The 25,828-nt window shown below is 58.6% G+C and carries 23 protein-coding genes; 9 read left to right on the top strand and 14 right to left on the bottom strand.

Translation table 11 applies throughout. From position 1 onward, the window contains the following. Window positions 1–21 precede the first annotated feature (21 nt). From ACR0K4_RS05590 to ACR0K4_RS05580, 3 genes are read right to left on the bottom strand one after another with little or no spacing between them, the layout of a single operon-like run. On the bottom strand, window positions 22–603 hold the full coding sequence (locus ACR0K4_RS05590; protein ID WP_480853182.1) for a retropepsin-like aspartic protease family protein: 582 nt from the start codon (window positions 601–603) through the stop codon (window positions 22–24). 41 nt (window positions 604–644) lie between these two features. Further along, window positions 645–1,265 (bottom strand): MarC family protein, encoded by a 621-nt coding sequence (locus tag ACR0K4_RS05585; protein ID WP_480516383.1) that lies wholly within the window; start codon window positions 1,263–1,265, stop codon window positions 645–647. After that, window positions 1,262–3,115 carry an ABC-F family ATP-binding cassette domain-containing protein gene (locus ACR0K4_RS05580; RefSeq protein ID WP_480853399.1) on the bottom strand — a complete coding sequence of 618 codons (1,854 nt, stop codon included), beginning with the start codon at window positions 3,113–3,115 and terminating at the stop codon, window positions 1,262–1,264. The genes ACR0K4_RS05585 and ACR0K4_RS05580 overlap by 4 nt, the downstream gene beginning before the upstream one ends. A gap of 143 nt (window positions 3,116–3,258) precedes the next feature. Here ACR0K4_RS05580 and ACR0K4_RS05575 point away from each other — a divergent pair, with 143 nt between their 5' ends. The 3 genes from ACR0K4_RS05575 (at window position 3,259) to ndk (ending at window position 6,650) form a co-directional block, all read left to right on the top strand. Then, on the top strand, window positions 3,259–4,827 hold the full coding sequence (locus ACR0K4_RS05575) for a DUF2235 domain-containing protein (RefSeq protein ID WP_480853181.1): 1,569 nt from the start codon (window positions 3,259–3,261) through the stop codon (window positions 4,825–4,827). Window positions 4,828–4,922: 95 nt separating this feature from the next. Further along, window positions 4,923–6,125 (top strand): multidrug effflux MFS transporter, encoded by a 1,203-nt coding sequence (locus ACR0K4_RS05570; protein WP_480853180.1) that lies wholly within the window; start codon window positions 4,923–4,925, stop codon window positions 6,123–6,125. Window positions 6,126–6,227: 102 nt separating this feature from the next. Beyond that, on the top strand, window positions 6,228–6,650 hold the full coding sequence (ndk, locus tag ACR0K4_RS05565; RefSeq protein ID WP_480516389.1) for a nucleoside-diphosphate kinase: 423 nt from the start codon (window positions 6,228–6,230) through the stop codon (window positions 6,648–6,650). 50 nt (window positions 6,651–6,700) lie between these two features. Here ndk and ACR0K4_RS05560 read toward each other — a convergent pair whose 3' ends face one another. After that, a complete protein-coding gene (locus tag ACR0K4_RS05560) occupies window positions 6,701–7,048 on the bottom strand; it encodes a TfoX/Sxy family protein (protein WP_480853179.1) in 348 nt (115 codons plus the stop codon). Between the two features lie 253 nt (window positions 7,049–7,301). On the opposite strand from ACR0K4_RS05560, the gene ACR0K4_RS05555 reads away from it, so the two are divergent. Genes ACR0K4_RS05555 through ACR0K4_RS05545 form a run of 3 tightly spaced genes read left to right on the top strand, consistent with a single transcriptional unit; the run spans window position 7,302 to window position 10,042 of the window. Further along, a complete protein-coding gene (locus ACR0K4_RS05555) occupies window positions 7,302–8,819 on the top strand; it encodes a CHAD domain-containing protein (RefSeq protein ID WP_480853178.1) in 1,518 nt (505 codons plus the stop codon). Window positions 8,820–8,822: 3 nt separating this feature from the next. Continuing rightward, the gene (locus ACR0K4_RS05550) at window positions 8,823–9,578 is read left to right on the top strand and encodes a ParA family protein (RefSeq protein ID WP_480853177.1); all 756 of its coding nucleotides are present in this window, start codon (window positions 8,823–8,825) and stop codon (window positions 9,576–9,578) included. Beyond that, window positions 9,575–10,042: a CYTH domain-containing protein gene (locus ACR0K4_RS05545; RefSeq protein ID WP_480853176.1), complete on the top strand. Its 468-nt coding sequence runs from the start codon at window positions 9,575–9,577 to the stop codon at window positions 10,040–10,042. Before ACR0K4_RS05550 ends, ACR0K4_RS05545 begins: the two co-directional genes overlap by 4 nt. On the opposite strand, the gene ACR0K4_RS05540 is transcribed toward ACR0K4_RS05545, so the two are convergent. The 8 genes from ACR0K4_RS05540 to ACR0K4_RS05505 form a co-directional block, all read right to left on the bottom strand. Then, entirely contained in the window at window positions 10,039–11,409 is a 1,371-nt protein-coding gene (locus ACR0K4_RS05540; protein WP_480853175.1) for a sensor histidine kinase, read from the bottom strand. The genes ACR0K4_RS05545 and ACR0K4_RS05540 overlap by 4 nt on opposite strands. Next, window positions 11,402–12,082, bottom strand: a complete 681-nt coding sequence (locus ACR0K4_RS05535; protein ID WP_480516401.1) for a response regulator transcription factor — start codon at window positions 12,080–12,082, stop codon at window positions 11,402–11,404. Before ACR0K4_RS05535 ends, ACR0K4_RS05540 begins: the two co-directional genes overlap by 8 nt. Before the next feature lie 159 nt (window positions 12,083–12,241). Then, window positions 12,242–13,678, bottom strand: a complete 1,437-nt coding sequence (locus ACR0K4_RS05530; RefSeq protein ID WP_480853174.1) for a Do family serine endopeptidase — start codon at window positions 13,676–13,678, stop codon at window positions 12,242–12,244. A gap of 750 nt (window positions 13,679–14,428) precedes the next feature. Next, window positions 14,429–15,028 (bottom strand): nucleotidyltransferase family protein, encoded by a 600-nt coding sequence (locus tag ACR0K4_RS05525; protein ID WP_480516405.1) that lies wholly within the window; start codon window positions 15,026–15,028, stop codon window positions 14,429–14,431. A gap of 31 nt (window positions 15,029–15,059) precedes the next feature. Continuing rightward, on the bottom strand, window positions 15,060–17,477 hold the full coding sequence (locus tag ACR0K4_RS05520) for a GcvT family protein (RefSeq protein ID WP_480853173.1): 2,418 nt from the start codon (window positions 17,475–17,477) through the stop codon (window positions 15,060–15,062). Between the two features lie 155 nt (window positions 17,478–17,632). After that, on the bottom strand, window positions 17,633–18,940 hold the full coding sequence (locus ACR0K4_RS05515) for an HlyC/CorC family transporter (protein WP_480853172.1): 1,308 nt from the start codon (window positions 18,938–18,940) through the stop codon (window positions 17,633–17,635). A gap of 63 nt (window positions 18,941–19,003) precedes the next feature. Further along, window positions 19,004–19,960 carry a site-specific tyrosine recombinase XerD gene (locus ACR0K4_RS05510; RefSeq protein WP_480853171.1) on the bottom strand — a complete coding sequence of 319 codons (957 nt, stop codon included), beginning with the start codon at window positions 19,958–19,960 and terminating at the stop codon, window positions 19,004–19,006. Between the two features lie 2 nt (window positions 19,961–19,962). Beyond that, complete coding sequence (locus ACR0K4_RS05505) at window positions 19,963–21,486, bottom strand: hypothetical protein (RefSeq protein WP_480853170.1); 1,524 nt, start codon at window positions 21,484–21,486, stop codon at window positions 19,963–19,965. A gap of 218 nt (window positions 21,487–21,704) precedes the next feature. Here ACR0K4_RS05505 and ACR0K4_RS05500 point away from each other — a divergent pair, with 218 nt between their 5' ends. Together ACR0K4_RS05500 and aroB are read left to right on the top strand one after the other, a co-directional pair. After that, complete coding sequence (locus tag ACR0K4_RS05500; protein ID WP_480853169.1) at window positions 21,705–22,292, top strand: shikimate kinase; 588 nt, start codon at window positions 21,705–21,707, stop codon at window positions 22,290–22,292. Next, a complete protein-coding gene (aroB, locus tag ACR0K4_RS05495; protein ID WP_480853168.1) occupies window positions 22,293–23,405 on the top strand; it encodes a 3-dehydroquinate synthase in 1,113 nt (370 codons plus the stop codon). Between the two features lie 5 nt (window positions 23,406–23,410). On the opposite strand, the gene ACR0K4_RS05490 is transcribed toward aroB, so the two are convergent. Beyond that, window positions 23,411–24,481 carry a site-2 protease family protein gene (locus ACR0K4_RS05490; protein WP_480853167.1) on the bottom strand — a complete coding sequence of 357 codons (1,071 nt, stop codon included), beginning with the start codon at window positions 24,479–24,481 and terminating at the stop codon, window positions 23,411–23,413. A gap of 18 nt (window positions 24,482–24,499) precedes the next feature. Continuing rightward, a complete protein-coding gene (gene ssb, locus ACR0K4_RS05485) occupies window positions 24,500–24,988 on the bottom strand; it encodes a single-stranded DNA-binding protein (RefSeq protein WP_480516420.1) in 489 nt (162 codons plus the stop codon). 209 nt (window positions 24,989–25,197) lie between these two features. Between ssb and ACR0K4_RS05480 the strand changes: the two genes are divergently transcribed. Continuing rightward, entirely contained in the window at window positions 25,198–25,776 is a 579-nt protein-coding gene (locus ACR0K4_RS05480) for a lytic transglycosylase domain-containing protein (protein ID WP_480516422.1), read from the top strand. Window positions 25,777–25,828: the final 52 nt, after the last annotated feature.

Below are 25,828 nucleotides of genomic sequence, written 5' to 3'. Positions count from 1 at the left end.
GTTCTCAATCTGGAAATGCCCTCAGCGCGACAAGACCAGGCGACCCTCGGCGAACTGGATATTCGAGAACCGGTGCAGGTAATCCATCCCCAGCAGTGACTGGTGCAAGTCACCCTCGTTGATCGATGCCGGGACATTGCGGTCCGTAATCGGCCCCAGCGTCAGCGTCTCCAGTCGCACCGGAGCGGTGCGGACCTCGCCATTCGCGGTGAGCGCACGGCCGAAATAGTTCAACTGGTCGGGATCGATCCCAATGCGCTCGGCGTCCAGCGCGCTCAGAACAATCTGGCTGGCACCGGTATCGACCAGAAAGTTGATCGTTTCGCCATTTACCTCGACCGGCAAATAGTAATGACCGTCCGGTGCACGGGGCACCTGGATCGTCTGACCCGTTACTGTCATCTGCGGGACAGGGGCCACGGTGGTCCGGATATCTTCCCACAATCCAACCACAGCGATAACGCCGATAAAAATGAACACCCAGGCCATCGCCTGTTGCAGCGTCTTGTTCAGATTCTGACGGTTCTGCGAGACAAACCACGCCACCACAGCCGCCCCAAGCAGGCTCAAATATGCCAAACGCGCAATGTTATCGCCATCCATGCTGCTACCCTAACCAATAACCCCGACAGGTATATGGGGATTCAGGATGCAAAACCAAAGGCCTTGAGACCGTCAAGAATGAACTGAACCGACAGTGCAGCCAGCAGCATGCCCAGCAACCGGGTCAGCACGTTCAGGCCGGTTTTGCCCAGTACGCGCGCCACGGCGCCGGATGACAGATACATCACGAACACCATCGCCAGAACGACCAGCATGACGCCGATGACAACTGCCAGCCCCTGAATTCCGGGCTGTTGACCGGCCAGCAGGATCATGGTGGCAATCGCGCCGGGACCGGCAATCAGAGGGATTGCCAGAGGAAAGACCGAAGGGTCGGGGTGTTCTTCTTCTTCGGCACTGTTTTCGCGCCGCTTTGTCCGCCGCTCGAACAACATATCCAGCGCGGTCAGAAACAGCAGCACACCACCGGCCACCCGGAAGGCTTCCATCGAGATACCGACAAAACCCAGAACGGCCTCGCCGAAGGCTGCAAAAACGGCCAATATGATACCCGCCGTCAGACACGCCCTGATCGCAATCGAGCGCCGGGTGTGCCAGTCCATGCCCTGCGTCAGTGCCACAAAGATCGGTGTCTGGGCGGGTGGATCGAGAACCACAAACAGCGTTGTGAATGCGGTGATCAGAAATAGACTGTCCATCATGCTGCTTTCTCTGCCTGTTCTAGCCGTTCGGCGGCGGCCACCCAAAGGGCCTCGGCCTTTTGCATGGCCTCGACCACTTCGGCGAACTTGCGGTTCCAGGTTTCCAGATCGTTGACACGGTCATCTTCATACAATGCCGGATCGGCCAGCTTGGCCGACAGCTTCTCGTGCATGTCCGATAGTTTCTCGATCCGGTCTTCGCACTTACGCAGATCGGCGCGCAACGCAAGTAACGTATCGCGCGAGGGGCGTTTTGGCTTGGCTGCCTTTGGCTTTTCTTTCACCGGCTTGTCGCGCGCCAGCAGAAGGTTGCGATAGGCTTCGAGATCGCCGTCAAAAGGTTTGACGGTACCTTCGGAAACAAGCCACAGCCGATCGGCCACCAGCGACAGCAGGTGCATATCGTGGCTGACCAGAACCACCGCACCGGAATAGGCGGTCAACGCCTCGACCAGCGCCTCGCGGCTTTCGATGTCCAAATGGTTGGTCGGCTCGTCGAGGATCAGCATATGCGGCGCGTCGATGGTGGCGATCAGCAGCGACAGCCGTGCCTTTTGCCCGCCCGACAGACGGCCAACCACTGTTTCGGCTTGATCTGCATTCAATCCGAACCCGGCCAGACGCGAGCGCCACTTGCCCGGAGCCTCATCCGGGCGTAGGCGGCGCAGGTGGTCCAGCGGGGTTTCGTCAACGTAAAGCTCATCCACCTGATGCTGCGCGAAATAGCCGATGCGCAGCTTGTTGCTGCGGGTCATCTTGCCCGCCATCAACGGCAGGCGGTCCGACAGCAGCTTGGACAGCGTTGACTTGCCCTGACCGTTCTTGCCCAGCAGGGCGATGCGGTCGTCCTGATCGATGCGCAGGTTCAGGCGGCGCAAAACTTCGGTCTCGCCATACCCGGTCACGCCACCTTCGATCTGAATGATCGGGGGCGACAATTCCTCGGGCTCGGGGAAGGAAAACGCGCGCAGGGCGGCCTCTTGCGGGGTTGAGACCAGTTGGATGCGTTCGATCATCTTCAGGCGCGACTGGGCCTGAACGGCTTTCGACGCCTTATAGCGAAACCGGTCCACATAGCTTTGCAGATGGGCGATGCGGGCCTTGGCTTTGGCGTTTTCCGATTCCGCCTGCGCCAGACGTTCGGCGCGGCGTTCGGCGAATTTGTCGTAAGGCACCGCGTAATAGGTGAGCTTGCGATCTTCCAGATGCAGGATCGACCCCACAGCGCGGTTCAGCAGCCCCCGGTCGTGGCTGATGATGATGACGGTGTGAGGGTACTTGGCCAGATAGCTTTCCAGCCAAAGCGCGCCCTCGAGGTCGAGATAGTTGGTTGGTTCATCCAGCAGCAGCAGGTCGGGCTGCGCAAACAGCACCGCCGCCAAAGCGACGCGCATTCGCCAGCCACCCGAGAAATCCGAACAGGGTTTCAGCTGATCTTCGTCATCAAACCCCAGACCTTTGAGGATCGAGGCCGCCCGCGCCTCAGCCGACCAGGCATCGATATCCGCCAGCCGGGTCTGGATCTCGGCGATGCGGGCAGGGTCGGTGGCGCTGTCGGCCTCGGCCATCAGTGCGCTGCGTTCGGTATCGGCGGCCAGAACGGTATTGATCAGCGAGACATCGGACGAGGGGACCTCTTGCGCCACACCCCCGATGCGCGCGCGTTTGGGAACGGCGATATTGCCCGATTCCAACGACAGCTCACCCCGGATCAGGCGGAACAACGTGGTTTTGCCGGTTCCGTTGCGACCCACAAGGCCGACCTTGTGGCCATCGGGAATAGTCGCGCTGGCCCCGTCGAACAGGGGACGGCCTTCGACGGCATAGGTGATGTCTTCGATCCGTAGCATGGGGGCTGTGTGGCTCAAGCAGAAAGCCGGGTCAATCCGTCATAAGACATAGACAGGTTTTGAAAGACGGATCGGCCGTGTTAGGCTTTATTGTATTCACAAAAACAGTCTTACAGCCGCATATATTTCGGAGGTTTCCTGCCATGGCCAACATCATTGTCTGCTGCGACGGAACCTGGAATTCGGCGGATAACAGCGATGATGGGCTGCCGGCCCCGACCAATGTACGAAAATTCTATGCAGATGTCGCCAAGCAGGACGGGAACGGAGTTCCGCAAAAATCCTATTACCGCAATGGCGTGGGCACCAGCGGGGGTTTTCTGAAACGCGCATTGGGGGGCGCGATTGGCCTTGGGCTCGAAGATGACATCAAAAGTGCGTACAAATTTCTGGCTGAAACCTACGAGGGTCCGCAGGACAATATCTATTTGCTTGGTTTCAGCCGTGGCGCCTATACGGCGCGCAGCCTGGCGGGGATGCTTGGTCAGATCGGGTTGTGCGATCTGACCGATCCCGAACTTGCAGAGAAAGAGAAATGGGACGCGGTCACCGCCTCGTTGCTTTGGTATCAGGCAAAAAAGCGCGATGGTGATCTGCGCTTTATGCAAAAGCACGTGTGGTTGAAAAACTCGAAAACACCACTGCCTCAACTGGATTACAGGGAAATCGACATTCATTTCCTTGGGGTCTGGGATACGGTCGGCTCGCTTGGTGTTCCGGACGATCTGGGTTTGCTGAATGCGCTGATCGGCGATCCGCGTAAACACGCGTTTCACGACACCAAGCTGGGAGATTGCGTAAAACAGGCCCGCCACGCTGTGGCGATAGATGAGCGTCGACTGGATTTTACGCCGACGCTTTGGACCGAGATCGATGAAAGCCGCGTGAAACAGGTCTGGTTTCCCGGTGTGCATGGTGACGTGGGGGGCGGGTATGCACAGCACAGCCTAGGCGACACGACTTTGCGCTGGATGATGATGGAGGCAGAAGACGAGGGGCTGCATTTTCGCAGAGACCCGAAAACCGCGTTGACGGCGAACCCGCAAGGACTGTTGCACGACTCCGTCTCGGGCGTGTTCCGGTTTCGCCGCACCCGCCCACGCTCGACCCCCAGCTTCGTCACACACCGGGACGACCTGTCCAGCCTCAGCGGCGAGGCGATTGCGCGCAACAACCTGCCAGCCCTGGGTGAGCCGGACTACTGGCCTTGCGACCATCTTGACCTGAATGCATCCGTAACTCTGCGGATCAGCGCACGAGAGAGATGGAACCGAACAGGCGTTTTTGTGCAAAAGGGCGAGGAATACGCCCTGACCGCGCGGGGGGAATGGTTGGACGCGGGAATTACAGCCTCACCGCGCGGAGCAAATCCCGGCTTCAAACCGGCCAAAGCCGCCTATCTTCTGGCTAAGATCCCCGAGTCCTACCGCAGGACGCTGCGCCGGTTCAGGCAGACGCGAAACGCGGACAATTCGTTTTCACGACGATTTTCCGAAGCCCCCTGGTTTTCGCTGATCGGGATGGTGTCGAATGGAAAAGGAGTCGACCCGGGTTCCATGAAGCTGGATACCCATCAGTATTTTGAAATCGGAGAGGGCTGTACACTGCCCCCTAAGGAAGATGGCTTTCTATACGCCTTCGCCAATGACGCCTGGGCGACCTATGGCAACAACTCGGGACACGTCGAATTGACAATTGAACGCATAAAGTGACCCTCTGCATCAGGTCCAACGCTGTTCTGGCCATGTTCATCTTGCGGATGATGTGTTAGCGCTGTGCCGGTTGGCATATTTAAACGGCTATTCCCATGCGCGCGGCTCAGTCGCCCCCATCACTGATTACATTGGTTCTGATCACGGCGCTGTCGGTGCTGTCACTGAACATGTTCCTGCCGTCGCTGCCGCATATCGGCGCCGACCTGGAGGCCAGTTATGGGTTGGTCAATCTGTCAGTGGCGGGATATCTGGCGTTGTCGGCGGTGCTGCAACTGATCATGGGGCCACTGTCAGACCGGTACGGACGTCGCCCGGTTCTGTTGATCTGCATGGGGATATTCGTTCTGGCATCAATCGGATGCGCGCTTGCCGGGTCGATCTGGGTGTTTCTTGGGTTCCGAATGTTGCAGGGCGCGGTGATTGCGGGACAGGTACTGGCCCGCGCGGCAATCCGTGACATGCACCCGCCGAACGAAGCTGCAAGCAAGCTGGGATATGTCTCGATGGCCATGGCACTGGCTCCGATGCTGGGCCCTATGCTGGGCGGTGTGCTTGAGATGCTGTTCGGTTGGCGGGCCGGGTTTGCACTTTATGTCCTGATGGGAGCCAGCCTGCTGGCGCTGGTCTGGGTCGATCTGGGTGAGACCAACACAAACACCACGGCCACATTCGCCACCCAGATGAGGCTGTATCCGCACCTGTTCAACTCTCGCAGGTTCTGGGGGTATTCATTCTGTGCGGCGTTCTCGATCGGGGGGTTCTACGCCTTCATTACCGGCGCGCCGCTGGTTGCGGCCACGTGGTTTGACCTGAACCCGGCTCTGCTGGGCTTGGGGATCGGGATTATTACATTGGGCTTTATGGCGGGCAGTTACCTGACCGGACGAATGGCGGGGCATACCCGGCTGAATACCCTGATTCTGGCGGGGCGAATAATTGCTTCGGTCGGCCCGGTTTTTGGGTTTATGAGCTTTGCCGCCGGGTTCGGCAATGTCTGGACCTTTTTTGGTTCGGCCGTTCTGGTGGGTTTCGGCAATGGATTGACGGTGGCCAACGCAACGGCGGGTCTGATGTCCGTGCGCCCGCAGCTGGCAGGCAGCGCGGCAGGTCTGTCCGGGGCGATGACGGTGGCGCTGGGCGCTGTGCTGACCTTTGCCACAGGCACATATGTCACCGCAGCCAACGCCCCGTTTCTGGTTCTGTGTATGATGTTTGTCAGCAGTTTCGCGGGTCTTGTTGCCATCTTCTACGTTCGTTGGGTGGACCTGCAAGATCCATTGCCGGATACGATCTGAACCTTGGCCCACATAGTGCTTTTCATAAGCGACAGACCATGCTAGGCGGCCCGCGATGGATTTCGGCGCGGGGGTCGCGCCTTATAGTAAGGAGAGGCCGACATGGCACTGGAACGCACATTCTCGATCATCAAACCCGATGCAACCCGCCGTAACCTGACCGGCAAGATCAATGCCAAGTTTGAAGAGGCTGGCCTGCGCATCGTTGCGCAAAAGCGCATCCACATGACCAAAGCACAGGCAGGCAAGTTCTACGAAGTCCACGCCGAGCGTCCGTTCTATGACGAACTGTGCGAATTCATGTCGTCGGCACCGGTCGTTGTTCAGGTTCTGGAAGGCGAAGGCGCCATTGCGAAGAACCGCGAAGTCATGGGCGCAACCAACCCCGCAGACGCCGCAGCCGGCACCATCCGCGCCGAGTTCGCTGAATCGGTTGGTGAAAACTCGGTTCACGGTTCGGACGCACCGGAAACGGCTGCGGTTGAGATCGCCTATTTCTTCTCGGGCATCGAACTGGTCGGCTAAGCCGCGAAAAAACTAAGCTTCAAGCCGTTCCCGTGTTGGGGACGGCTTTTTTATTGAGTTTCCAGGTCACTGGCCGAGATGCGAACGCCAATCGCATCCAATTCCGAGATCATCTGGTTTTTCGGTGCGACCGTGGTGCTTGATTTGATTGCATCAAACCTTTGACGTAACGCCTTTTTCTCATCGCCTTTACAATCGTTCCATGGGCGTCCCTGAAGGCCCATCACCAAAACGTAATAGCCGATGAAATGCGGGCGCGATCCGGATTGCAGCAGCCGGGCATATGCTGCATCCGCCCCCAGTTCACGCAATTCCTGCGCAGAATGGATGCCCGCACGGGTGCAGGCTTGTTCGAATGCAGGGCCGAGATTGCGGATTGATGAGACCGGATCAGACATGCCCTCAGTCTTACCGCTGCGCCGTGGCGCTGTCACCCGACAGTTTCGCCGGACCGGACGGATTGGAGATCCGACACACGGGTCGAAGATGCCACTTGCACGCTTATTCCAAACGCGTACTCATGTGATCAAATGACCGTTTCCTTCCAAAGACGGAGCGCCTGGTGACCAGACTGCTTGGAAGCGCCAGCGGTCAGATTACCATTGATGTGCGGGCCGAGAACAACCTCGGGTCATCTGGAAGGGGCGGATCATGACTGGAAGACACGGTTCGGTTTATGTCTTCCCGCAGGCGTTGAATCTGAGCGCGCTGTCGGATCGTCTGAACACATTGACCATTCAACGGCAAACCGGCGCGGCACCACAACCGTTCCAGCTGTTGGATTGCCACGACCAGTCCTTGCGAAAATCCAATCAGGTTCTCCTGGAAAGTGGCGGCGAGACCCATCTGATCGAGGATGGAAGGCCAATTCTGACCCAGTCGATGCACGCCAAGGGGCAAGTCGTGCAGAACTTGCCTGACGGCCCGGTTAAGAACGCAATCCGTGGGGTTCCCAAACTGCGTGCACTGATAAGCTGGGGCGAGGGTCAGCTAGAGCGAACTCTTTTTGTCGTTCAGGATGATCTGCAAAAGATACATGTCCGGGGCGAGATGATTTCGCTTACCTCATCTGATGGGCAGGTCACGGTTCTCTCGATCCATTCGCTGCGGGGATACGAAAAATCCGGCGCGGTTGTTTGCGATGCGCTGCGCGGGATGCGGCCCACACGAGATGCGGGGCGCGTCATAGAGGCCCTTTTTCCGTCGGTGATGCCATACAATGCCAAACCCGAGATTGTGATGAGCACACATGAACCATCCATTCAGGTGGCCAAGGATATCGTAGAGGTTTTTCTGAAGGTTGCGCGGCAAAATGAATGGGGGGCTGTCGCGGATATCGACACTGAATTCCTGCACGACTACCGCGTGTCTCTGCGCCGCATCCGCTCGGTTCTGAGCCTGTTCAAAGGGGTGTTTTCCGAGCAGCAAACGCGGGTGCTGAAACAAGAGTTTTCTGACTTGATGGCCGCAACCGGTCGGTTGCGTGACCTGGATGTGTATCTGCTGGAAAAAGACAGTTTTTACAATTTAGTGCCATCAAAACTTCATTCAGGGGTCGACGCGATGTTCGGCGCGTTTCAAGCCGAGCGGAACCGCGAGTTGATCAACCTGTCCAGACATTTGCAAAGCAAAGCTTATACCCAAAAAATGGACGACCTGACCGCGCTGTTTGCCGATGTGAACCACCTTGAGCCAGGTCCAAATGCGGACCGGGCCGCCTATGATTACGCCTGTGCGCTGATCTGGAAACGCTATGGTAAAGTTTGCAAAATTGCGCGCCGCATCACGGTGGACACACCGGATGACGTCATTCATGCTTTGCGCATTGATTGCAAGAAACTGCGTTATCTGATGGAGTTTTTTGCCCCGTTATTCGAAGCACGTGCTTTCAAGACGATTATCAGACCCTTGAAAAAGCTTCAAAACAACCTGGGTTATTTTAATGACTATGCGGTGCAGCAGGACGCATTGATGACGTATGTAAGCCAACGGTCCGCTACGCACACAAAGGCGGACATACAAGTGACGTTGGCTGTTGGCGGACTGATTGCAGTGCTCAGCCAAAGACAAGCCGCCGAGCGAGATCGCGTGATGGCCAATTTCGCGCATTTTGACAGCCAGAAAATCAGGGCATTGTTTCAGGACCTGTTTCACCGGAAGGAGCGTTGAGGGATGAAGATTATTGCTTGCTACAGCAACAAGGGCGGTGTCGGGAAAACCGCGACCTCGGTCAATCTGGCCTATGCCTGCGCGCAGGCGGGATTGCAGGTTCTCTTGTGCGATCTGGACCCGCAAGGCGCGTCGGGTTTTTATTTTCGGGTCAAACCGTCGAAGAAACTGACCGAGGCCCGGTTCTTCGAGGACGTGAAGCGCTTCACCAAATCAATCCGGGCCAGTGACTACGAGGGTTTGGATGTTCTGCCCGCCAATCTGACCTTTCGTGACTTCGATATTTTCCTGTCCCGCATGCGCAACAAACGGTCGCGTCTAAAAAAGGCGCTGACTTCGGTCGGTGGGGATTATGACGTGATTATCCTGGATTGCCCCCCAAATTTCTCGACCCTGTCCGAGAATATCTTCAAGGCCGCCGACACCATTGTTGTGCCGGTCATTCCCACCACCTTGTCCGAGCGCACGTTCGGCCAGTTGGTGAGCTTTTTCGACGAACATAAAATCCCGAAGAAAAAGCTGCGTGCTTTCTTTTCGATGGTCCAGAAACGCAAGACCCTGCATCTTGAGACAATGCAGGCGATGCGGAAACAGTACCAAAAACGGTTTCTCAAGTCCGAGATTCCATTTGTCGCCGATATCGAGCGTATGGGATTGCATCGTGCGCCGGTGCTGACCTATGCCGGTCGCAGTGCGGCGGGTGCGGCGTATAATGCCCTGTTCAAAGAGCTGAAAGCGGGATTGGGGTCGCGCAAATGAGCAATGAGATCGAACGCAAGTTTCTGGTCGCTCGGACACCCGACCTGATGCGGGCGCAAAAAGCGGTGGTGCGGCAGGGGTATCTTACCGCGCCCGAGGATTCGACCGAGCTGCGGCTGCGGCAAAAGAACGACACCTATTATCTCACTCTGAAAGGGGCCGGCGGCATGGTGCGCACTGAGCGTGAGTCGGAGATACCGCAGGCTCAATTCGAGATGTTCTGGCCCGAGACCGAAGGGCGCCGGGTCGAAAAAGAGCGGTTCACCGGATCACTACCTAACGGAATGATTTATGAGTTGGACGTGTTTCTGGGTGACCTCGCTCCGCTGCGTCTGGTCGAGGTTGAGTTCACGACCGAGGCCGAGGCGCTGAGCTTCCACGTACCCGATTGGTTCGGACCCGAGGTGACGGATGATAAACGCTATAAAAACAAGAATATGGCGATCAATGGTAAACCGGATTAAGGCTGCCGTTTGATCCGGATCGTTGTTTCAAGGCCGGGATCACAATTCCGCGCCACAAACCGGCCGCCGTGCATATGCGATATGGCGGCGACCAAGGCCAGACCCAGACCCGCATTGCGTTCCGTTCGCGCCGGATCGAGCGTGACAAAGGGCATCTGTAGGCGCGGAAGGTCGGCCTTGGGCACGCCCGGCCCGCGGTCGCGAACGCTGAGCAGTGTATCTGGTCCATCCTCGCCCACATGGATCGTGATCTCGCTGTCCGGCGGGGCATAGCGCAACGCATTCTCCAACAGATTGGACAGCGCTTGCGACAAAAGCGGCCGGTGACCCTGTATCGGAGGGGCGGTGCCTGTGACCTCAAGCCGGATGCCCTGATCGGCGGCGACAGGGTCGTAAAGCTCGACCACGTCTGCAGCCAGCTGCAGGATGTTGACGGTTTCGAATTGTTCGCGGCCCAGCCCGGCTTCGGCGCGGGAAATCTCGGTCAGTTGGCTTAGCACGCGCAACAGGTGGTCGATCTCTCCGGATGCACGCGCGGTGTCGATTTCGCGCTCCTGATCCGTTTTGCCGGGCTCGGCCAACGCTTCAACGCGCTGGCGCAACCGAGACAGGGGCGAGCGGAGGTCATGCGCGATGGAATTGGATGTGGTTCTGAGATTGCTGATCAGTTCCTCAATCCGGTCCAGCATGTTGTTCAAGGTACCTGCGACCTGATCAAACTCGTCCCCGGTGCCGCGTATCGGCATTCGCTGAGACAGATCGCCGGACACAATCGTATCCGCCGTGTCCGCGATATCTTTCAGCCGCGAGAAGACCAACCGGGTCAGTAGCCATCCGGTCAGAAGGCTCAGCGCTAATGCGGTTGCAAGTGCCAGTGCCACAGATCGCAGCAAAACACGGTCAAACTGCTGCCGGGCGAGCGCGTCGCGCCCGACCAATAGCCGTTCACCGCCCGGCAGGCGGATTGAGGCGGCAGAGATCGGGACGATCTGATCCGCCTCGCCCCGGTGCAGCTCCAGATCGACCCAGCCGCTGCCCGCCACAATGCCTGTAGGCCATCGTGTGAGGTTCCCGGCAAGTTTGGTGCCCTGACGTCCGGTGAGCAGATACAGCGCATCGCGCTCGGCGGCTGTGGGTAGGCGGCGTTCGATTGCTGTGATCAGGCCGATCATGCCGCGCCGCTCGTATTCATCCGCAAGGCCGGTCAGTTCGGCGGATACAACCGAACGCGTCTCGCCCGAGATGGTGCGGTTGGCGGTGACATAAACCATGGCCAGAACGGTTGCGGTCAGCAATGTGCTCAGAACCATGCTGGCCAGCACCAGTCGGGTTCGGGAATTCTTTAAGGAAAGTCGAAGGTTATCCATCCGAGACCATGTAGCCGGCCCCCCGGACGGTTTCAATGATCGGAGAAGCCCCGTCTTCGTCCAGCTGACGGCGCAGTTTCGAAATATGCACATCCACCACATTGGTGTTTGGGTCAAAATGGTAGTCCCAGACGCCCTCTAGCAACATCGTGCGCGACACGACGCGGTTCTTGCGGCGCAGGAAAAACTCCAGAATCTGGAATTCGCGCGGGGTCAGGGTGATCTCTCGCCCGTCGCGAGTGACTTTGCGGGTCAGCAGATCCATTTCCAGATCACGACAGGTCAGGGTAGGGGTTTCTTCGGATTCCTGCGGACGCCGCAACAGCGCCTCGATCCGGGCGTGCAGTTCCTGAAACGAGAATGGTTTGACCAGATAGTCATCCGCCCCGGCCCGCAGGCCCTTGACGCGTTCGTCAACTGCACTCATCGCGGTCAGCATCAGAACCGGTGTCTTCAAACCGGCGGCGCGCATGGATTTGATCAGGGACAATCCGTCCAGCCCCGGCAACATGCGATCCAGCACGACCGCGTCGAATCCTCCGTCGGTTGCGTGGTAAAGCCCTTCGCGGCCGTCAGCGGCCACTTCGACCACGTACCCTTCTTCGCTGAACCCTTTTGCGATGAAGTCCCGCGTGTCCTGGTCATCTTCAACGATCAATAGTCGTCTGCTCATGCTGGGGGTCCTTTCACTGGCAATTTAAACATATCTGCTGGCTGAAAAAAACATGCCGGGTGCGACGCCGCACCCGGCAGTCCCGGCGGTACGTGGACAATCCGCACCGCTGGAAAAGCGCACCATATTTCCCCATCATGTGGCGCGCTTTGGTTTTGGTCAGGCGATCTCGACGGCGACGAAGATCTGGTTACCTGCCCGGTTGATCAGAACCAGCGCAGGGTCGGTCTTTTCGCTGTCTAATGCGGATTTCAGAGCTTCCGGTGTTGCCGTGTCCAGATTGCCCAGGCGGACGATCACATCGCCGCGTTGCAAACCGGCCTTGGCCGCCGGGCCGTCGGGGTTCAGCTCGGTCACCACGACCCCGTCAACATTGGTGTCCACACCCATCTCGGCGCGCGCAGCCTCGGTCAGGGGGGCCACCATGACGCCCAGCGAGGTGCCTTCGAACTTGTCCTCGACCACGCTGTCCGCCTCGGCCGAGGCGGTCTGATGTTGTCCGATGGTGATCTGCAGCAGCTCTTCCTTGCCGTTTCGCAGCACTGTCAGAGTACTATCGGTTCCCACCTTTGTGGTGCCCACAAGGATCGGCAGATCGCTGCTGGAGTCCACGGCTTCGTCGTTGAACGACAGAATGACATCCCCTTGCTGCAGGACACCATCCGCGGGGCTGTCGGCGACGACGTCAGAGACAAGCGCGCCCGAGGTGGCGTCGATTCCCATGGCAGCCGCCAGCTCAGGGCTGATATTCTGGATCGACACACCCAGCCAGCCGCGGCTGACCTGACCATCGTCCCGCAGGTCGGCGGTAATGTGATCGACGATGTTCGATGTGACGGCAAAGCCCAGACCCACTGACCCACCGCTGGGTGAGTAGATAGCTGAATTTACGCCGATAACTTCGCCCTGCATGTTGAACAGGGGGCCGCCGGAATTGCCCTTGTTGATGGCCGCGTCCGTCTGAATGAACTCGGCATAAGGCCCTTCCGAGATATTGCGGCCCTTGGCCGACACGATCCCGGTCGTCACGGTTGAACTCAGCCCAAAGGGGTTGCCAATTGCGACCACGTCTTCGCCCACGCGGATGACGTCGCTGTCGCCCATCTGAACGGCCTGCAAATCCTCGCCCGCGTCGATTTTAAGAACCGCGATATCGGTCAGCGGGTCGGTGCCCACAACCTCGGCCTCGAAAGTGCGGTCGTCGTTCAGACGCACCGTGATGGTGCTGGCATCGTCGACCACGTGGTGGTTGGTGACGATATAGCCATCCTTGTCCAGCACAAAGCCCGAGCCCAGCCCCTGGCTTGGGCCGCGCTGCGGTGTCTGGAACCCTTCAGGGCCGCCGAACCGCTTGAAGAACTCGCCAAAAGGATGCCCTTCGAAATCGAACTGCTGACCCTGCGCCGGGGTGGGCGTTGTGTCCTGTTTTGCGATGATGGTCACAACCGAAGGCGACACGGTTTCAACAAGGTCGGCCAGTGCTTCATCCGCCATCGAGGGCAGCGCAGTGGTGGCCAACATGGCGGCACCCAGGGCGCCAACGCCAATCATGTTGGAAGTGCGGGGGAAAAGCAGTGAGGATTTTCGGATGCTCATTTTGTCTCCTGTCTGTGTTTGGCGGTTGCGTCCGCGCTTGTGAGACGAAATGCGCTACGAGTATTGGTGGTTCCTGTTCAAAAGATTAAGAAACCTTAATTTTGCCACTTTGCCGCAGTGAAGTCTGCGAGGCTGACAACATGCATCGGGACAGAATCAAACGGCAGTCGCGGCGTCGAATCGGTGAATTGTTGCTCAAAAATGCAAGCCTGTAAGAAAACAGTTGCATTGATTCAGATTTGTTAACAAAGAAAAGGTAAGACGCGTGCTCTCATAATGATGCAACCTATGAGAGTATCTTTTATCTAAAGTGCTCAAATAACCGCCAGACAGCCTTCTGAAATACGTGGTTAATCGAGCTCATGTCTGAGCATGTTGTCCAGGTGATGGACAAGCCACGCGCGGTGCCACAACCATAGGGCGAAAGTGTGGTGTTGCGCCGTTGCCCTGATTTTTTGCAACGACACTCGAAATTAACCGTTTCTTCCAATTTTACGTTGTTTGAAAGCACTCAATCGGCGAGGATGTTCTTGCCCAAGTGAGGGGGCCTGAAACACTAGGGGGTGTTGATGGCACATCTCAGTCTCTGTAGCGCAGAGCGGCATGTTAACGAGGGGGTCTTGTTTAGGTTCGGCAGCGAAAAAATCGGAATGCCTGTCAGGCGATCCGGTTGCGCTTTGGGAGATTGATGAAAGTGGTAGTCCTGTATTGGGCAGCCGGCCCGGTCGATTTCGACCGGGCCGTGTCATTTTAAGCCTCCGGGCGTGATCTCCATGCGGCCCAGTCTTCGGGCGTGTCCAGATCCAGCAGCGCGTGCCGGGATGGCAAACGGTGCAGATGGACCCGGTCGTTGTTCGCCTTTACGATCTTTTGCGCGCCGTCATCGCCGGACAACTTCAACAGGTCGTCGAACAACGCGCGGTCGAATACAACGGGATGGCCCGGCGCGCCTGTATCTGTTGCGCCGCGCCAAATAGCACAGTCCGGGTTCTCATCCCGGGCGCGCAATACGCCCCGCAAGTCATCGGATGTGAGATCGGGCAGGTCAGCCAGCATCACCATGACAGCGGGCGCGGTTTCTGGCACTTCGGACAAGGCCCGGCGCAGGCTGGCGTTCATACCTTCGGCGGCATCTTTCACTTCGACCCGATTGACCACTAACCCGTCTAACGTTTCATAACGGGCATGCGGGGATGGGGGCAGGGCGACGATCGTGGGCGCAACGGCCTGTGCCCTCAGCGCCGAGCGGCGCAGCAGTGGCACGCCATCAACGGGCTGCATCAGCTTGTCTGTGCCGCCCATGCGGCTGGATTGGCCTGCGGCCAGCAGGATGATGGGAATCTGTGTCATTGCCAGACTGTGGCGTTGCGGCCGTCGGTTGTCATCCCCGCATTCGCACGCCATCCGCATCAAATAGCGGGGTCGAGATCACGTGGGCCGGGCGCATCTGGCCGAGTATTTCAATCTCGACCCGCAGCCGGTCTTTGATACGTTTGGTTGGTAGAAAGCCCATCGCGACGGATTTCTGCGCAAAGTGGGAATATCCACCCGATGTGCAAAACCCGATAACCTGCCTATCCAGCCAGATCGGCTCATAGGCGTTCACATCGGCATCGGATGCGTCCACCTCGAATGCGACCAGCTTACGGACTGTGCCGGTCACCCTTTCTGCCTCGGCTGCGTCACGGCCGATGAAGTCCGCCGTTTTCGAGAAAGCAATGAACCGGTCCAACCCGGTTTCGGCGGCTGTGTAGTCGGGCGAGAATTCCCGCATCCAGGAACCGAAGAACTTGTCCAGCCGCAAGCTCGTCATGGCGCGCATGCCAAAAGGTGTCATGTCAAAGGCCTGACCAGCCTGCCACAAGGTCCACCAAAGTTGTCTTTGCGCCATTGGATCGCAATAAATCTCATATCCCAGATCGCCTGTATAGCTGACGCGTTGAACGATGCAGTCGGTCATGCCGACGGTCATGCGGCGCACGTCAAGAAAGCGCAAAGCTTTGATGTCGTCGCGCGTGCAGATGGCCAGAACCTTGGCCGCTTTTGGCCCGGCAATCTGGAAGCCGTTCAGTCGGTCGCTGACATTGTCGATCGCAACGCCGTCCTGTGCGTTCTGCTGGAACCAGCGCATGTGAAAGGCCTGACTGCCGTACGAGGCGGTCAGTTGGAACTCGGTCTCGCTGAGGCATGAGATGGTGAAATCGCCGATCAGTTTGCCCTTGGGTGACAGCATTGGCGTCAGCGACAGGCGACCGGGTTTCGGAATACGACCAGCCATGATCCGATCCAGCCAGTCCCGCGCGCCGGGTCCGGTGATGCGGTACTTGCCGAAATTATGCACCTCGTTGATACCGACACCTTCGCGGACGGCCCGGACCTCGCGACCGGTGGCGTCAAACGCATCCGAACGGCGAAACGACGGGGTTTCATAGTCTGGTTCGCCGTCCCGGGCGAAATAGTTCGGAACCTCCAACCCATATTGCTGCCCCCAGACCGCGCCGAGATCCGAAAAGATGTCATACATGGGCGTCGTCCGGTTGGGACGGGCGGCCGGCAGCTCCTCGTTTGGATAGGCCACACTGAAGCGTTTCTGATAGTTCTCGATCACTTTTGGACGGGTGTATCCGGGGCTGATCCAGTCGCCGAACCGGGCGACGTCCATGGCAAACACATCCCGCTCGGGTTCGCCCTCGATCATCCACTGCGCCAGCGTCAGGCCAACGCCGCCGCCCTGGCTGAACCCGGCCATTACCCCGCAGGCCGACCAATAGTTGCGCATTCCCGGCACAGGCCCGACCAGAGGGTTTCCGTCAGGCGCAAAGGTAAATGGGCCGTGGATGACTGATTTCACCCCGGCCTCGGCCAGAACCGGAAAGCGACGATACGCGAATTCGATGCTGTCGGTGATCTTGTCGTAATCGTCGGGCAGCAGTTCATGGCCGAACTCCCATGGCGTTCCATCGACGGCCCAGGGCTTGCAGGGCTGTTCGTAAAACCCGATGCACAGGCCGCGCCCTTCCTGTCGCAAATAGCTTTCGCCAGCCGGGTCCATCACATGCGGGTGCTCGCCACCCGCATCAATGATCGCCTCGATCTGTGGGATCGCATCGGTGACCAGATATTGATGCTCCATCGGGTGCAGCGGGAAATAGACGCCGGCCATCGCACCAACTTCGCGCGCCCAGAGACCACCGGCATTGACCAGATGTTCGGCGTGGATCGTGCCGCTATCGGTGACCACGTCCCAAGTTCCGTCCGGCCGCTGGTTCGTTTCGCGCACCATGCAATGGGTTTCTATGGTAGCGCCCCCCATCCGTGCGGCCTTGGCATAGGCATGCGTAGTCCCCGATGGATCCAGATGACCATCCAGCGGATCATAAAGCGCGCCGATGATACCGTCGGTATTGGTGATCGGAGCAATGTTGCGGATCTCGTCCGGCCCGACGATTTCGGTCTCAAGCCCCATAAAGCGATGCTTGGCGCGTTCGGCCAGCAGCATGTCGAACCGGTCCTGATTGTCTGCCAGAGTCACTCCGCCCACATGGTGCAGTCCGCAAGACATGCCGGCGATCTCTTCCAGCTCTTTGTACAGCCGGATCGTATACCCTTGCAGCGCGGCCATATTGGTGTCGCCGTTCAACGTGTGAAACCCACCCGCCGCATGCCAGGTCGAACCGCTGGTCAATTCCGACCGTTCCAGCAACATAACATCCGACCAGCCCAGTTTGGTCAGATGATAAAGGACGGAACATCCGACGACACCTCCGCCAATGACTGCAACCTGCGTAGTGGTCTTCACGCGCGAGCCCCCTGTGTTTTGGCAAAGACTGTGGGCGCGGTCAGTGCATTACTGTTCCGTTCACGACAGCCTTGGTCGCATATGTCATCTGAGATCAAAGCGCGCAGGTCGCACCTGTCGCGTCGGTTGCCGAAACCATCAGCGACACTGTGTCGCTATAGTGGACGCACCTTCAGCGCGGTCACCCGATTGCCTTCACGCGCCGTGACCTCGAACCGAAAACCGTGAAACAAAAAGACCTGCCCGACAATCGGGATCATCTGCGCCTCGTGGATCACCAGCCCGGCCAGCGTGTTGGCTTCTTCGTCGGGCAGAGACCAATCCAGCGCACGGTTGGCGTCGCGGATCGTCATAGCACCTTCCACAAGGAACTGACCGTCGTCGGTGCGGGTCACGGGGACTTCTTCCTCGATATCGAACTCGTCGGCAATCTCGCCCACAATCTCTTCGAGAATATCTTCCAGCGTGATCAGGCCACGCAGCGAGCCGTATTCATCAACCACCAGCGCGAAGTGGCTGTGCATCTGAAGAAACTCGCGCATCTGATCGTCCAGCGTGGTTGTTTCCGGTACGAAATAGGGATCATTGGCGACCTTGGTGATGTCAAAACTTTTCAGCCGTTCCCTGCTGTCATCCGCCCCGCCTGCCTGTGCGTACATGGCACGAAACAGATCTTTGGCGTGTACCACTCCGATGATGTTCTCGGGTTCTTCCCGAAAAACCGGCAGCCGGGTGTGAGGGCTTTCCAGACATTGCTTGAGGATCGTCTCGGGGTCGTCGTCCGCATCAATCATCTCGATATTCGAGCGGTGCAGCATGATTTCCTCGACGACGCGGTCCCCAAGATCCAGCGCTCCCAGAATCCTGTCGCGGTCTTCCTTCTCGACCACCCCTTCGGAATGGCCCAGCTGGATCGCTCCGGCGATTTCCTCGCGCACGGCAAGAATGTTGCTGTCCGGGTCGATCTGAACACCGAACAGGCGCAAAACACCGCGCACAAACAGCCGCACGGCGGCCACGACCGGCGAAAATACGGTGACCACGACACTGATGACGGGTGCCACAAGAGCGGCAGCCTTCTCGGCATTTGTGATGGCATAGGTCTTGGGCAGAACTTCGGCGAAGATCAGCACCAGAAGCGTCATTACCAAAGTCGCCAGGGCCACGCCGCTTTCACCGAACAGCCTTGTAAAAAGGGCGGTTGCCAGCGAGGCCGCCAGAATATTCACAAGGTTGTTGCCCAGCAGGACCGACCCGATCAGACGCTCGTTGTCGTCAGTGATCTCCAGCGCTTTCTGCGCGCCGCGTGATCCCTTGTCCGCCTGTGTGCGCAGCTTGCCGCGCGATGACGCGGTCAGGGCGGTTTCCGAGCCCGAGAAAAAGCCCGACAACACGAGCAATAGAAGGATAGAGCTTGCGGTGATCCAAAAAGCGCCGTCGAGCAGGGAAGAAGTGGGTTCCATCGGTCCTAGAATATTCTTGTTGATGCATTCGTTATGGGGGCGCGACACCCGCCGATCAAGGGGTTAGCCCTTGTCGGTTGGTTCATCCTTTGCCAGCGGGTGATGTTCCAGCACCAGTTCGGACAACCGTTCATCCAGAACATGGGTGTAAATCTCGGTCGTCGCGACATCGGCATGCCCGAGCAGGGTCTGGATCGAACGCAGATCGGCCCCGTTTGCCAGCAGATGCGTCGCAAAGGCGTGCCGCAGGGTATGAGGGGTCACTTTCTGCGGTGAGACACCGCCCCCGACCGCCAGATCCTTGATCAGCAGGAAAAACCAGTGCCGGGTCAGGTGCCCGGATTTCCCGCGCGATGGGAACAGAAACCGAGAGCGCTGTCCGCCATCGGCTACCGCTTGATCCTCTGCCTCGTCACGTACTACCAGCCAGGCGGCCAATGCGTCGCGGGCAGGTGGGGACAGGGGGACCATACGTTCCTTGCCGCCTTTGCCCAGCACCAGCAGCATGCGTGGGTCGCCGCGGGCCGAAGACACAGGCAGTGACACCAGCTCGGTCACGCGCATGCCGGTGGCATAAAGCAGTTCCATCAGGCAGGTGTTGCGCAGCCTGTCCGCTTTGGTGCGACCGGTCTTGCGGGCGGCTTCAAGCAGCCGGTCGACCTCGGACACATCAAGGGTTTTCGGCAGGCGTTTGGCACGACCAGGTCCTTTGATCTGTATGGCCGGGTTGGTCTCGCGCCAGTTTTCCTCAAAGGCAAAGCGATACAGTTGTTTGATTGCCGAAAGGCGCCGCGCGCGGGTCGAACTGGACAGGCCCTGAGCGTCGCAATCGATCAGGTAACCTTCGATCTGATCCCGGTCGGCGCGGTCAAATGTCGAATTTTGTTGGCTCAGCCAATCCGAGAAATCCTTCAAATCCCGCCCATAGGCCAGCAATGTGTTTGTGGCCGCGCCCAGCTCGGCTGCCTGCGCCTCAAGAAAGGTGGAAATCCACTGATCCTGATTGTCCGGTGCGCGCATGATCACGCTCCGTTCAGGATCATCAGCTGCAGGGCCGCGCGCCGGGCGGTGTCTTCCAGTCCCACCCGGCGCAGCGTGGCGATTGCGGCGGTCAGGTCCACAAGGTTTCCGCGCGCGCCGTGGGCGAACAGCTGCATGGCTTCCAGAATGGCTTCGCCCAAACGATTGTTGGTCAACAACAGGTTTATGTCGGACGGGATTGGCGCAGACCACGCAAACCCCTCGGCAATCGCGTCCGCCAGAGGCGATGGCGAGGGCGCGCGGCCTGGATCGCCAGCGGACAACGCGGCAAGATAGGCATTTGCGCTGGACTGCCCGGGTGTGTCCTTCGCCGCGTCCTCGTAAAGCTCAGACAAGAGCAAAATACGCCATCGTAAATCTTCGGCCTCGGGTGTCGGTAGGCTGAGCGACGCCAGGCGCGGAGCAAAAAGTTCGGCAAAGGGTACCTCGAGGCTGACCCGGGTCATCTGGTCCCAAACTGTCATCAGTGACTTTGCAATGCGATCAGGGTCGCCCGCTTCCAGGTCACTTTCAAAGTTCTGGATTGCCGCCACCCTGTCCCACACCGCGCCGGATGCCGCGGGTTTGCGTTCCGTATACAATCCCAGCAACTGGTTTGACGTCAGTGCACCGATCCGCGTCAGCCGTTCGGCGGCTTCGATCTGGGCTTTCCAGCCGGCAACATCCCGCAAATCCGCATTGGCAAAGGCGCGCGGCAAGGAGGCCGAGGGCAGACGTTCACCAATGGCCTCGAACAGGCGAAAGGTCAGTGGATCAGGATGATCCGGCTGCGGCAGATATGCGGCGTCTTCAAACAGTTCGGGGCTGAGGAAGCGATCCAGCAGCGCCAGCTCCTCGTCGGGCAAAAGCTGCAGGGCGTGCGCGGCCTCAAGTGTCAGGGCGGCCGATGTCCAATCCCCCCGACGGGCCTTGCAGAATATCTGAGCCGCGTAGTCGCGTGACAAATGCGGCTGCGCAATCAACGCGGTGCAACTGCGATCTTCGTCACCGGTCAGCAAGGTGGCATCGAACCAGCGCTGAAACCGGTCTTGGGAATCTGTGGGGCCCGCCAGTTGTACCAGAGATTGCGCCGGGTCCGCAGCCCCCAGCTGCATCAGGCGATCCAATCGCGCCAACAGCAATTCATCCCGCACAGATGCATCCGCAGGGGCGCGCGCCTCGGACAACAAAAGCGTAAACAAAAGCCGCTGCATGGCGGGGTTCGATTTCACCGGAACGCGCGCAATCAGGTCTGCAAGGCGCATCGGATCGCTGGCCTGCCACATATCAACCGGAAGACCGGTCACCGAAGACGAAACCAACCCAAGCGGCGGTGACAGGGTTTCCAATGGCGTAACCTGCACTTCGGGCAGTACCCCGGTTTGGGAGATTGGCGGTTCCAGCAGCACCGTTCCGGGCAAGTGTTCGGGTGGATCGCTGAGCCAGTCGATGACCGAAAGCGGTTCTTCTGCCTGAACCTGCACCGCACTGAAAACAAGTGCCAGCAGAGTGGCTTTAGTCTGCATTCAGAATTACCGGTTCGCGAATTTCATCTTGCGGTGCCGAAAAATCAGCACCAAAGTAAGGCCCGATATAGGCATATCCAACCAGCCCGATAAAACACAGGCAGATCAAGTACACGAGAAATTTGATCAGACGACCCATAGGTGAACGCTGCCTCATTTTTTGCTTTTGTCCAAGTTATAGCTAGCATTTTTGCCAAGATCACGTCATTCACGACGAAATGAGCGAAATTAAGCATAACGAGTCCCGGACAAGCACTGCGCAGAAATTAATTCTGCACAAAACGGTCGTTATGGTGGGTATGATGGGTGCGGGTAAGACAGCCGTGGGCCGTGCGTTGGCCGCGCGGCTCGGGGTGCCATTCCTGGACAGCGATGCCGAGATCGAATCGGCGGCCAACATGACCATCCCCGAGATTTTCGCCCGCGACGGTGAGCCGTTTTTCCGGACCAAAGAAAGTCAGGTGATCGGACGCCTTCTGGACAATGAAAAGGGCATTCTGTCGACCGGTGGCGGAGCATTCTTGTCGGAACATAATCGCCGGATGATCTCGGCCAGAGGGGTATCGGTCTGGCTTCGGGCCGACCTGCAAGTTTTGTGGAACCGGGTTCGCCACAAGGACACACGCCCCTTGCTGCGCACGTCGGACCCTTTTGCGACACTGCGTGATCTCTATGAGACCCGCGTGCCGGTTTATGGTCAGGCTGACCTGGTGGCTCAGTCGGACGGCGAGACCGCGATCGAGGATATGGTGGACCGGGTTGTTGCAGCGCTGCTGACACGTCCGGACGTATTGGAACAGAAGTAAATGCATCAAACAGTACATGTGGATTTGGCCGAGCGCTCTTATGACGTTGAAATCGGTCCTGATCTTCTGGCGCAGGCCGGGGCGCGCATTGCACCATTGTTGCCGCGTCGGCGCGTTGCGGTTCTGACGGATGAAACGGTTGCTGATTTGCATCTGGACGCGCTGCGCGATGGCCTGGGGGCCGCGGGGATCGAGATGAGCGCTCTGGCGCTGCCACCGGGCGAGGCCACCAAAAGCTGGCCCCATTTCGAACGTGCAGTCGAATGGCTGCTGTCAGAAAAGGTCGAACGGCGCGACGTCGTGGTCGCCCTGGGCGGGGGGGTCATCGGCGATCTGGCCGGGTTTGCGGCGGCTGTGCTGCGACGTGGGGTGCGGTTTGTTCAAATCCCGACCTCATTGCTGGCTCAGGTGGACAGTTCAGTCGGCGGTAAAACGGGGATCAACGCGCCCCATGGCAAAAACCTGATCGGTGCTTTTCACCAACCGTCTCTGGTTCTGGCCGATACCGCGGTTCTGGGCACGCTTACAGCACGCGATTTTCTGGCCGGGTATGGGGAAGTCGTCAAATACGGTCTATTGGGCGATGCCTCGTTCTTTGAATGGTTGGAAGAGAATGGCCCGTCCCTGTCTGCTGGTGACATGGCCGCACGGGTGCAGGCCGTAACCCGCTCGGTTCAGATGAAAGCCGATATAGTCGCGCGCGACGAAACGGAACAGGGCGACCGGGCGCTATTGAATCTTGGCCATACCTTTTGTCATGCGCTCGAAGCCGCGACAGGATATTCCGACCGATTGCTGCATGGAGAAGGTGTGGCCATAGGGTGTGCGCTTGCGTTCGAGCTGTCCTCGCGCCTTGGTCTGTGTTCTCAGGAAGACCCAAGTCGCGTGCGCGCGCATCTGCGGGCCATGGGAATGAAGACCGATCTGGCCGACATCCCCGGAGATCTGCCGGACGCACCTGCCTTGCTTGATTTGATGGGGCAGGACAAGAAGGTCATCGACGGCCAGTTGCGGTTTATTCTGGCCCGCGGAATCGGCGACGCGTTTGTGACTGCCGAGGTGCCGCGTGATGCAGTTCTGACTGTGTTGGAAGATGCCTTGAACACGCGCTAAGTCCGTCAGCGTCCCTGTATCACCATCAACTCGCCGATGTTTTCACGCGTGATATAGCCCACCATCTGACCCGCCTTCGTGCAAACGGCAATTGCGGGTGCGCCCTGATGCAGCCCTTCGAGCACTTTGTTCAGACCTGTGGTCAAGCTAACCCGGGGGATATCCGTGTCCATGACCGACGTCACCGGATCCGAGCGGGGATGATCACTTGCCAAAGCGGCAAGCAGCCGGTTTCGGGGGACAAAGCCCAACAGCGTGCCATCCTGATCCAGCACCGGAAACTCGTGCTGCGTCGTGTGAATGACGGCATGGGCCGCAATCGCAAGCGTATCCAAAGGCGACAGGGCGTGAAACTCGGTGATCATGGCATCGCGGGCCAGGACACGCCGGGCGACCGACTGCATGGCCACATCCTGACTTTCCGCATTGGCCGCAACAAAGACAAACACAGCGATCAGCACCAGAATTGGATTTCCTGATGTCAGTCCAAAAAAGCCCAGACCAACGGCAACGATCTGCCCAGCGATGGCGGCAAACCGAGTGGCCTTCACGCGATCCATTTTCAGACACAGCAACGCCCGGAACACACGCCCGCCATCCATTGGAAAGGCAGGGATCATGTTGAACGCGGCCAGCAACAAATTGATGTAGGCAAGGCGGTTCAGCAGGTCGAGCCGGGGGGGTGTGATCTGGCTCAGCGTGTCCGGTTGAATGCGTGCGCCGAGGATCATCAGAATAATCCAGATCACCACGTTGACCGCCGGGCCAGCCAAGGCCACCCACACTTCTTGCATGGGTTTTTCCGGCATCCGTTCCAACCGGGCCAGACCACCAATGGGTAACAGGGTGATGTCGGGCGTTCGGATACCAAACCGTCGTGCCATCAGCGCGTGCCCGAATTCATGCGCGACGACGCAGGCAAACAGGGTCAGGACAAATAGCAGGTTGTTAATGGCAGCGGGCCATCCACCACTGCTGTAAGCCGCGAACCCGACCCATGCGAGCAGCAGAAAAAAGGTGACATGGACCCTCAGTTCCGAACCGAGTAACCGGCCGAGTGAGAAGGACCATGCCATGTTGTGTCTCCGTATCGATTAAAACGGAATCTCGTCGTCATCGATTCCGCCCGATGCAGGTGCGGGCGCGCTGGACTGGCCCCCATATGGGTCGCCATAGCCGCCGCCGGCCTGTCCGCCACCATAGCCGCCGCCCTGACCGCCGCCGCCTTCGCCACGGCTGTCAAGCAGTGTCAGCTCCCCGCGATAGGGGCGCAGAACGACCTCAGTCGAATAGCGGTCCTGACCGGACTGATCCTGCCACTTGCGGGTTTCCAACTGGCCCTCGATATAGACCTTGCTGCCCTTGCGCAGATACTGCTCGGCAATACGGGCCAGTGGCTCCGAGAAGATCGCGACCGAGTGCCACTCGGTCCGTTCGCGCCGTTCACCCGTGTTCCGGTCTTTCCAGTTTTCCGAGGTGGCGATGCGCAGATTGCACACTTTGCCCCCGTTCTGGAACGACCGCACTTCGGGGTCTCGGCCCAGATTGCCGACCAGAATGACCTTGTTGACTGAACCCGCCATATATTCCCTCGTTCTTTTCTGACTGGATCGCGCCCGAATCTGACGCCTGTGTTCTCGTGCCGACCCTATACGGCCTGCGTCATGGTTAAAACATGGTTGATCGACGCAACGGGTCCGATCAAATTTTTTCGAACCCGTTTACCAAGCTTTCATTTCCATCTGGAATACCTATAATCCGTCTGGTTGTTGAGCGGGCAGGATAGGCATCTATGCGCTTTCTGGTTGGTGGTATCTCGGTTTTGGGACTGTGTCTTGTGTCTGTTGCAGCACAAGCGGAAACGCTGTCGACGAAGAACCGACAGGCAATATTTCTCAAGCAATCCAAGGTGCTTGATGGACGCGCTGCCAGTCAATATCGCGGCTCAGAACGGCTGAAGCCGAAAACAAAGCACACCGGATTTAACAAGCGCTATACCGGAAACTACCGAGGCCAGTATCTGGATCACGCCCGCCGCGTGGCCCGTCAGCATAACGTCCCGGAAGAGCTTTTTCTGCGTCTGGTGCAACAGGAAAGTGGCTGGAACCCTCAGGCCAAATCCCACAAAGGCGCGCTCGGCTTGGCCCAGCTCATGCCGCAAACGGCAAGGGCCTTGGGTGTGAACCCGCATGATCCGATACAGAACCTTGAAGGCGGCGCGCGGTATCTGTCGACGCAATACCGGAAATTCAAATCCTGGCCCCTTGCATTGGCCGCTTATAATGCGGGCCCGGGTGCTGTTGAGAAATACGGCGGAATCCCGCCCTACGCCGAAACCCAGAACTACGTGAAGGTGATCTGGGGCGGGTAATCCGGCGGTGCCGCGTTGCGGCAGGACGGATTGTTGATCGCTGCTGGACCGG

The sequence above is a fragment of the Ruegeria sp. K11 genome (genome assembly GCF_056531905.1).
Note: the sequence above shows the minus strand (reverse complement) of the source record. Positions and strands in the feature narration are given on the sequence as shown.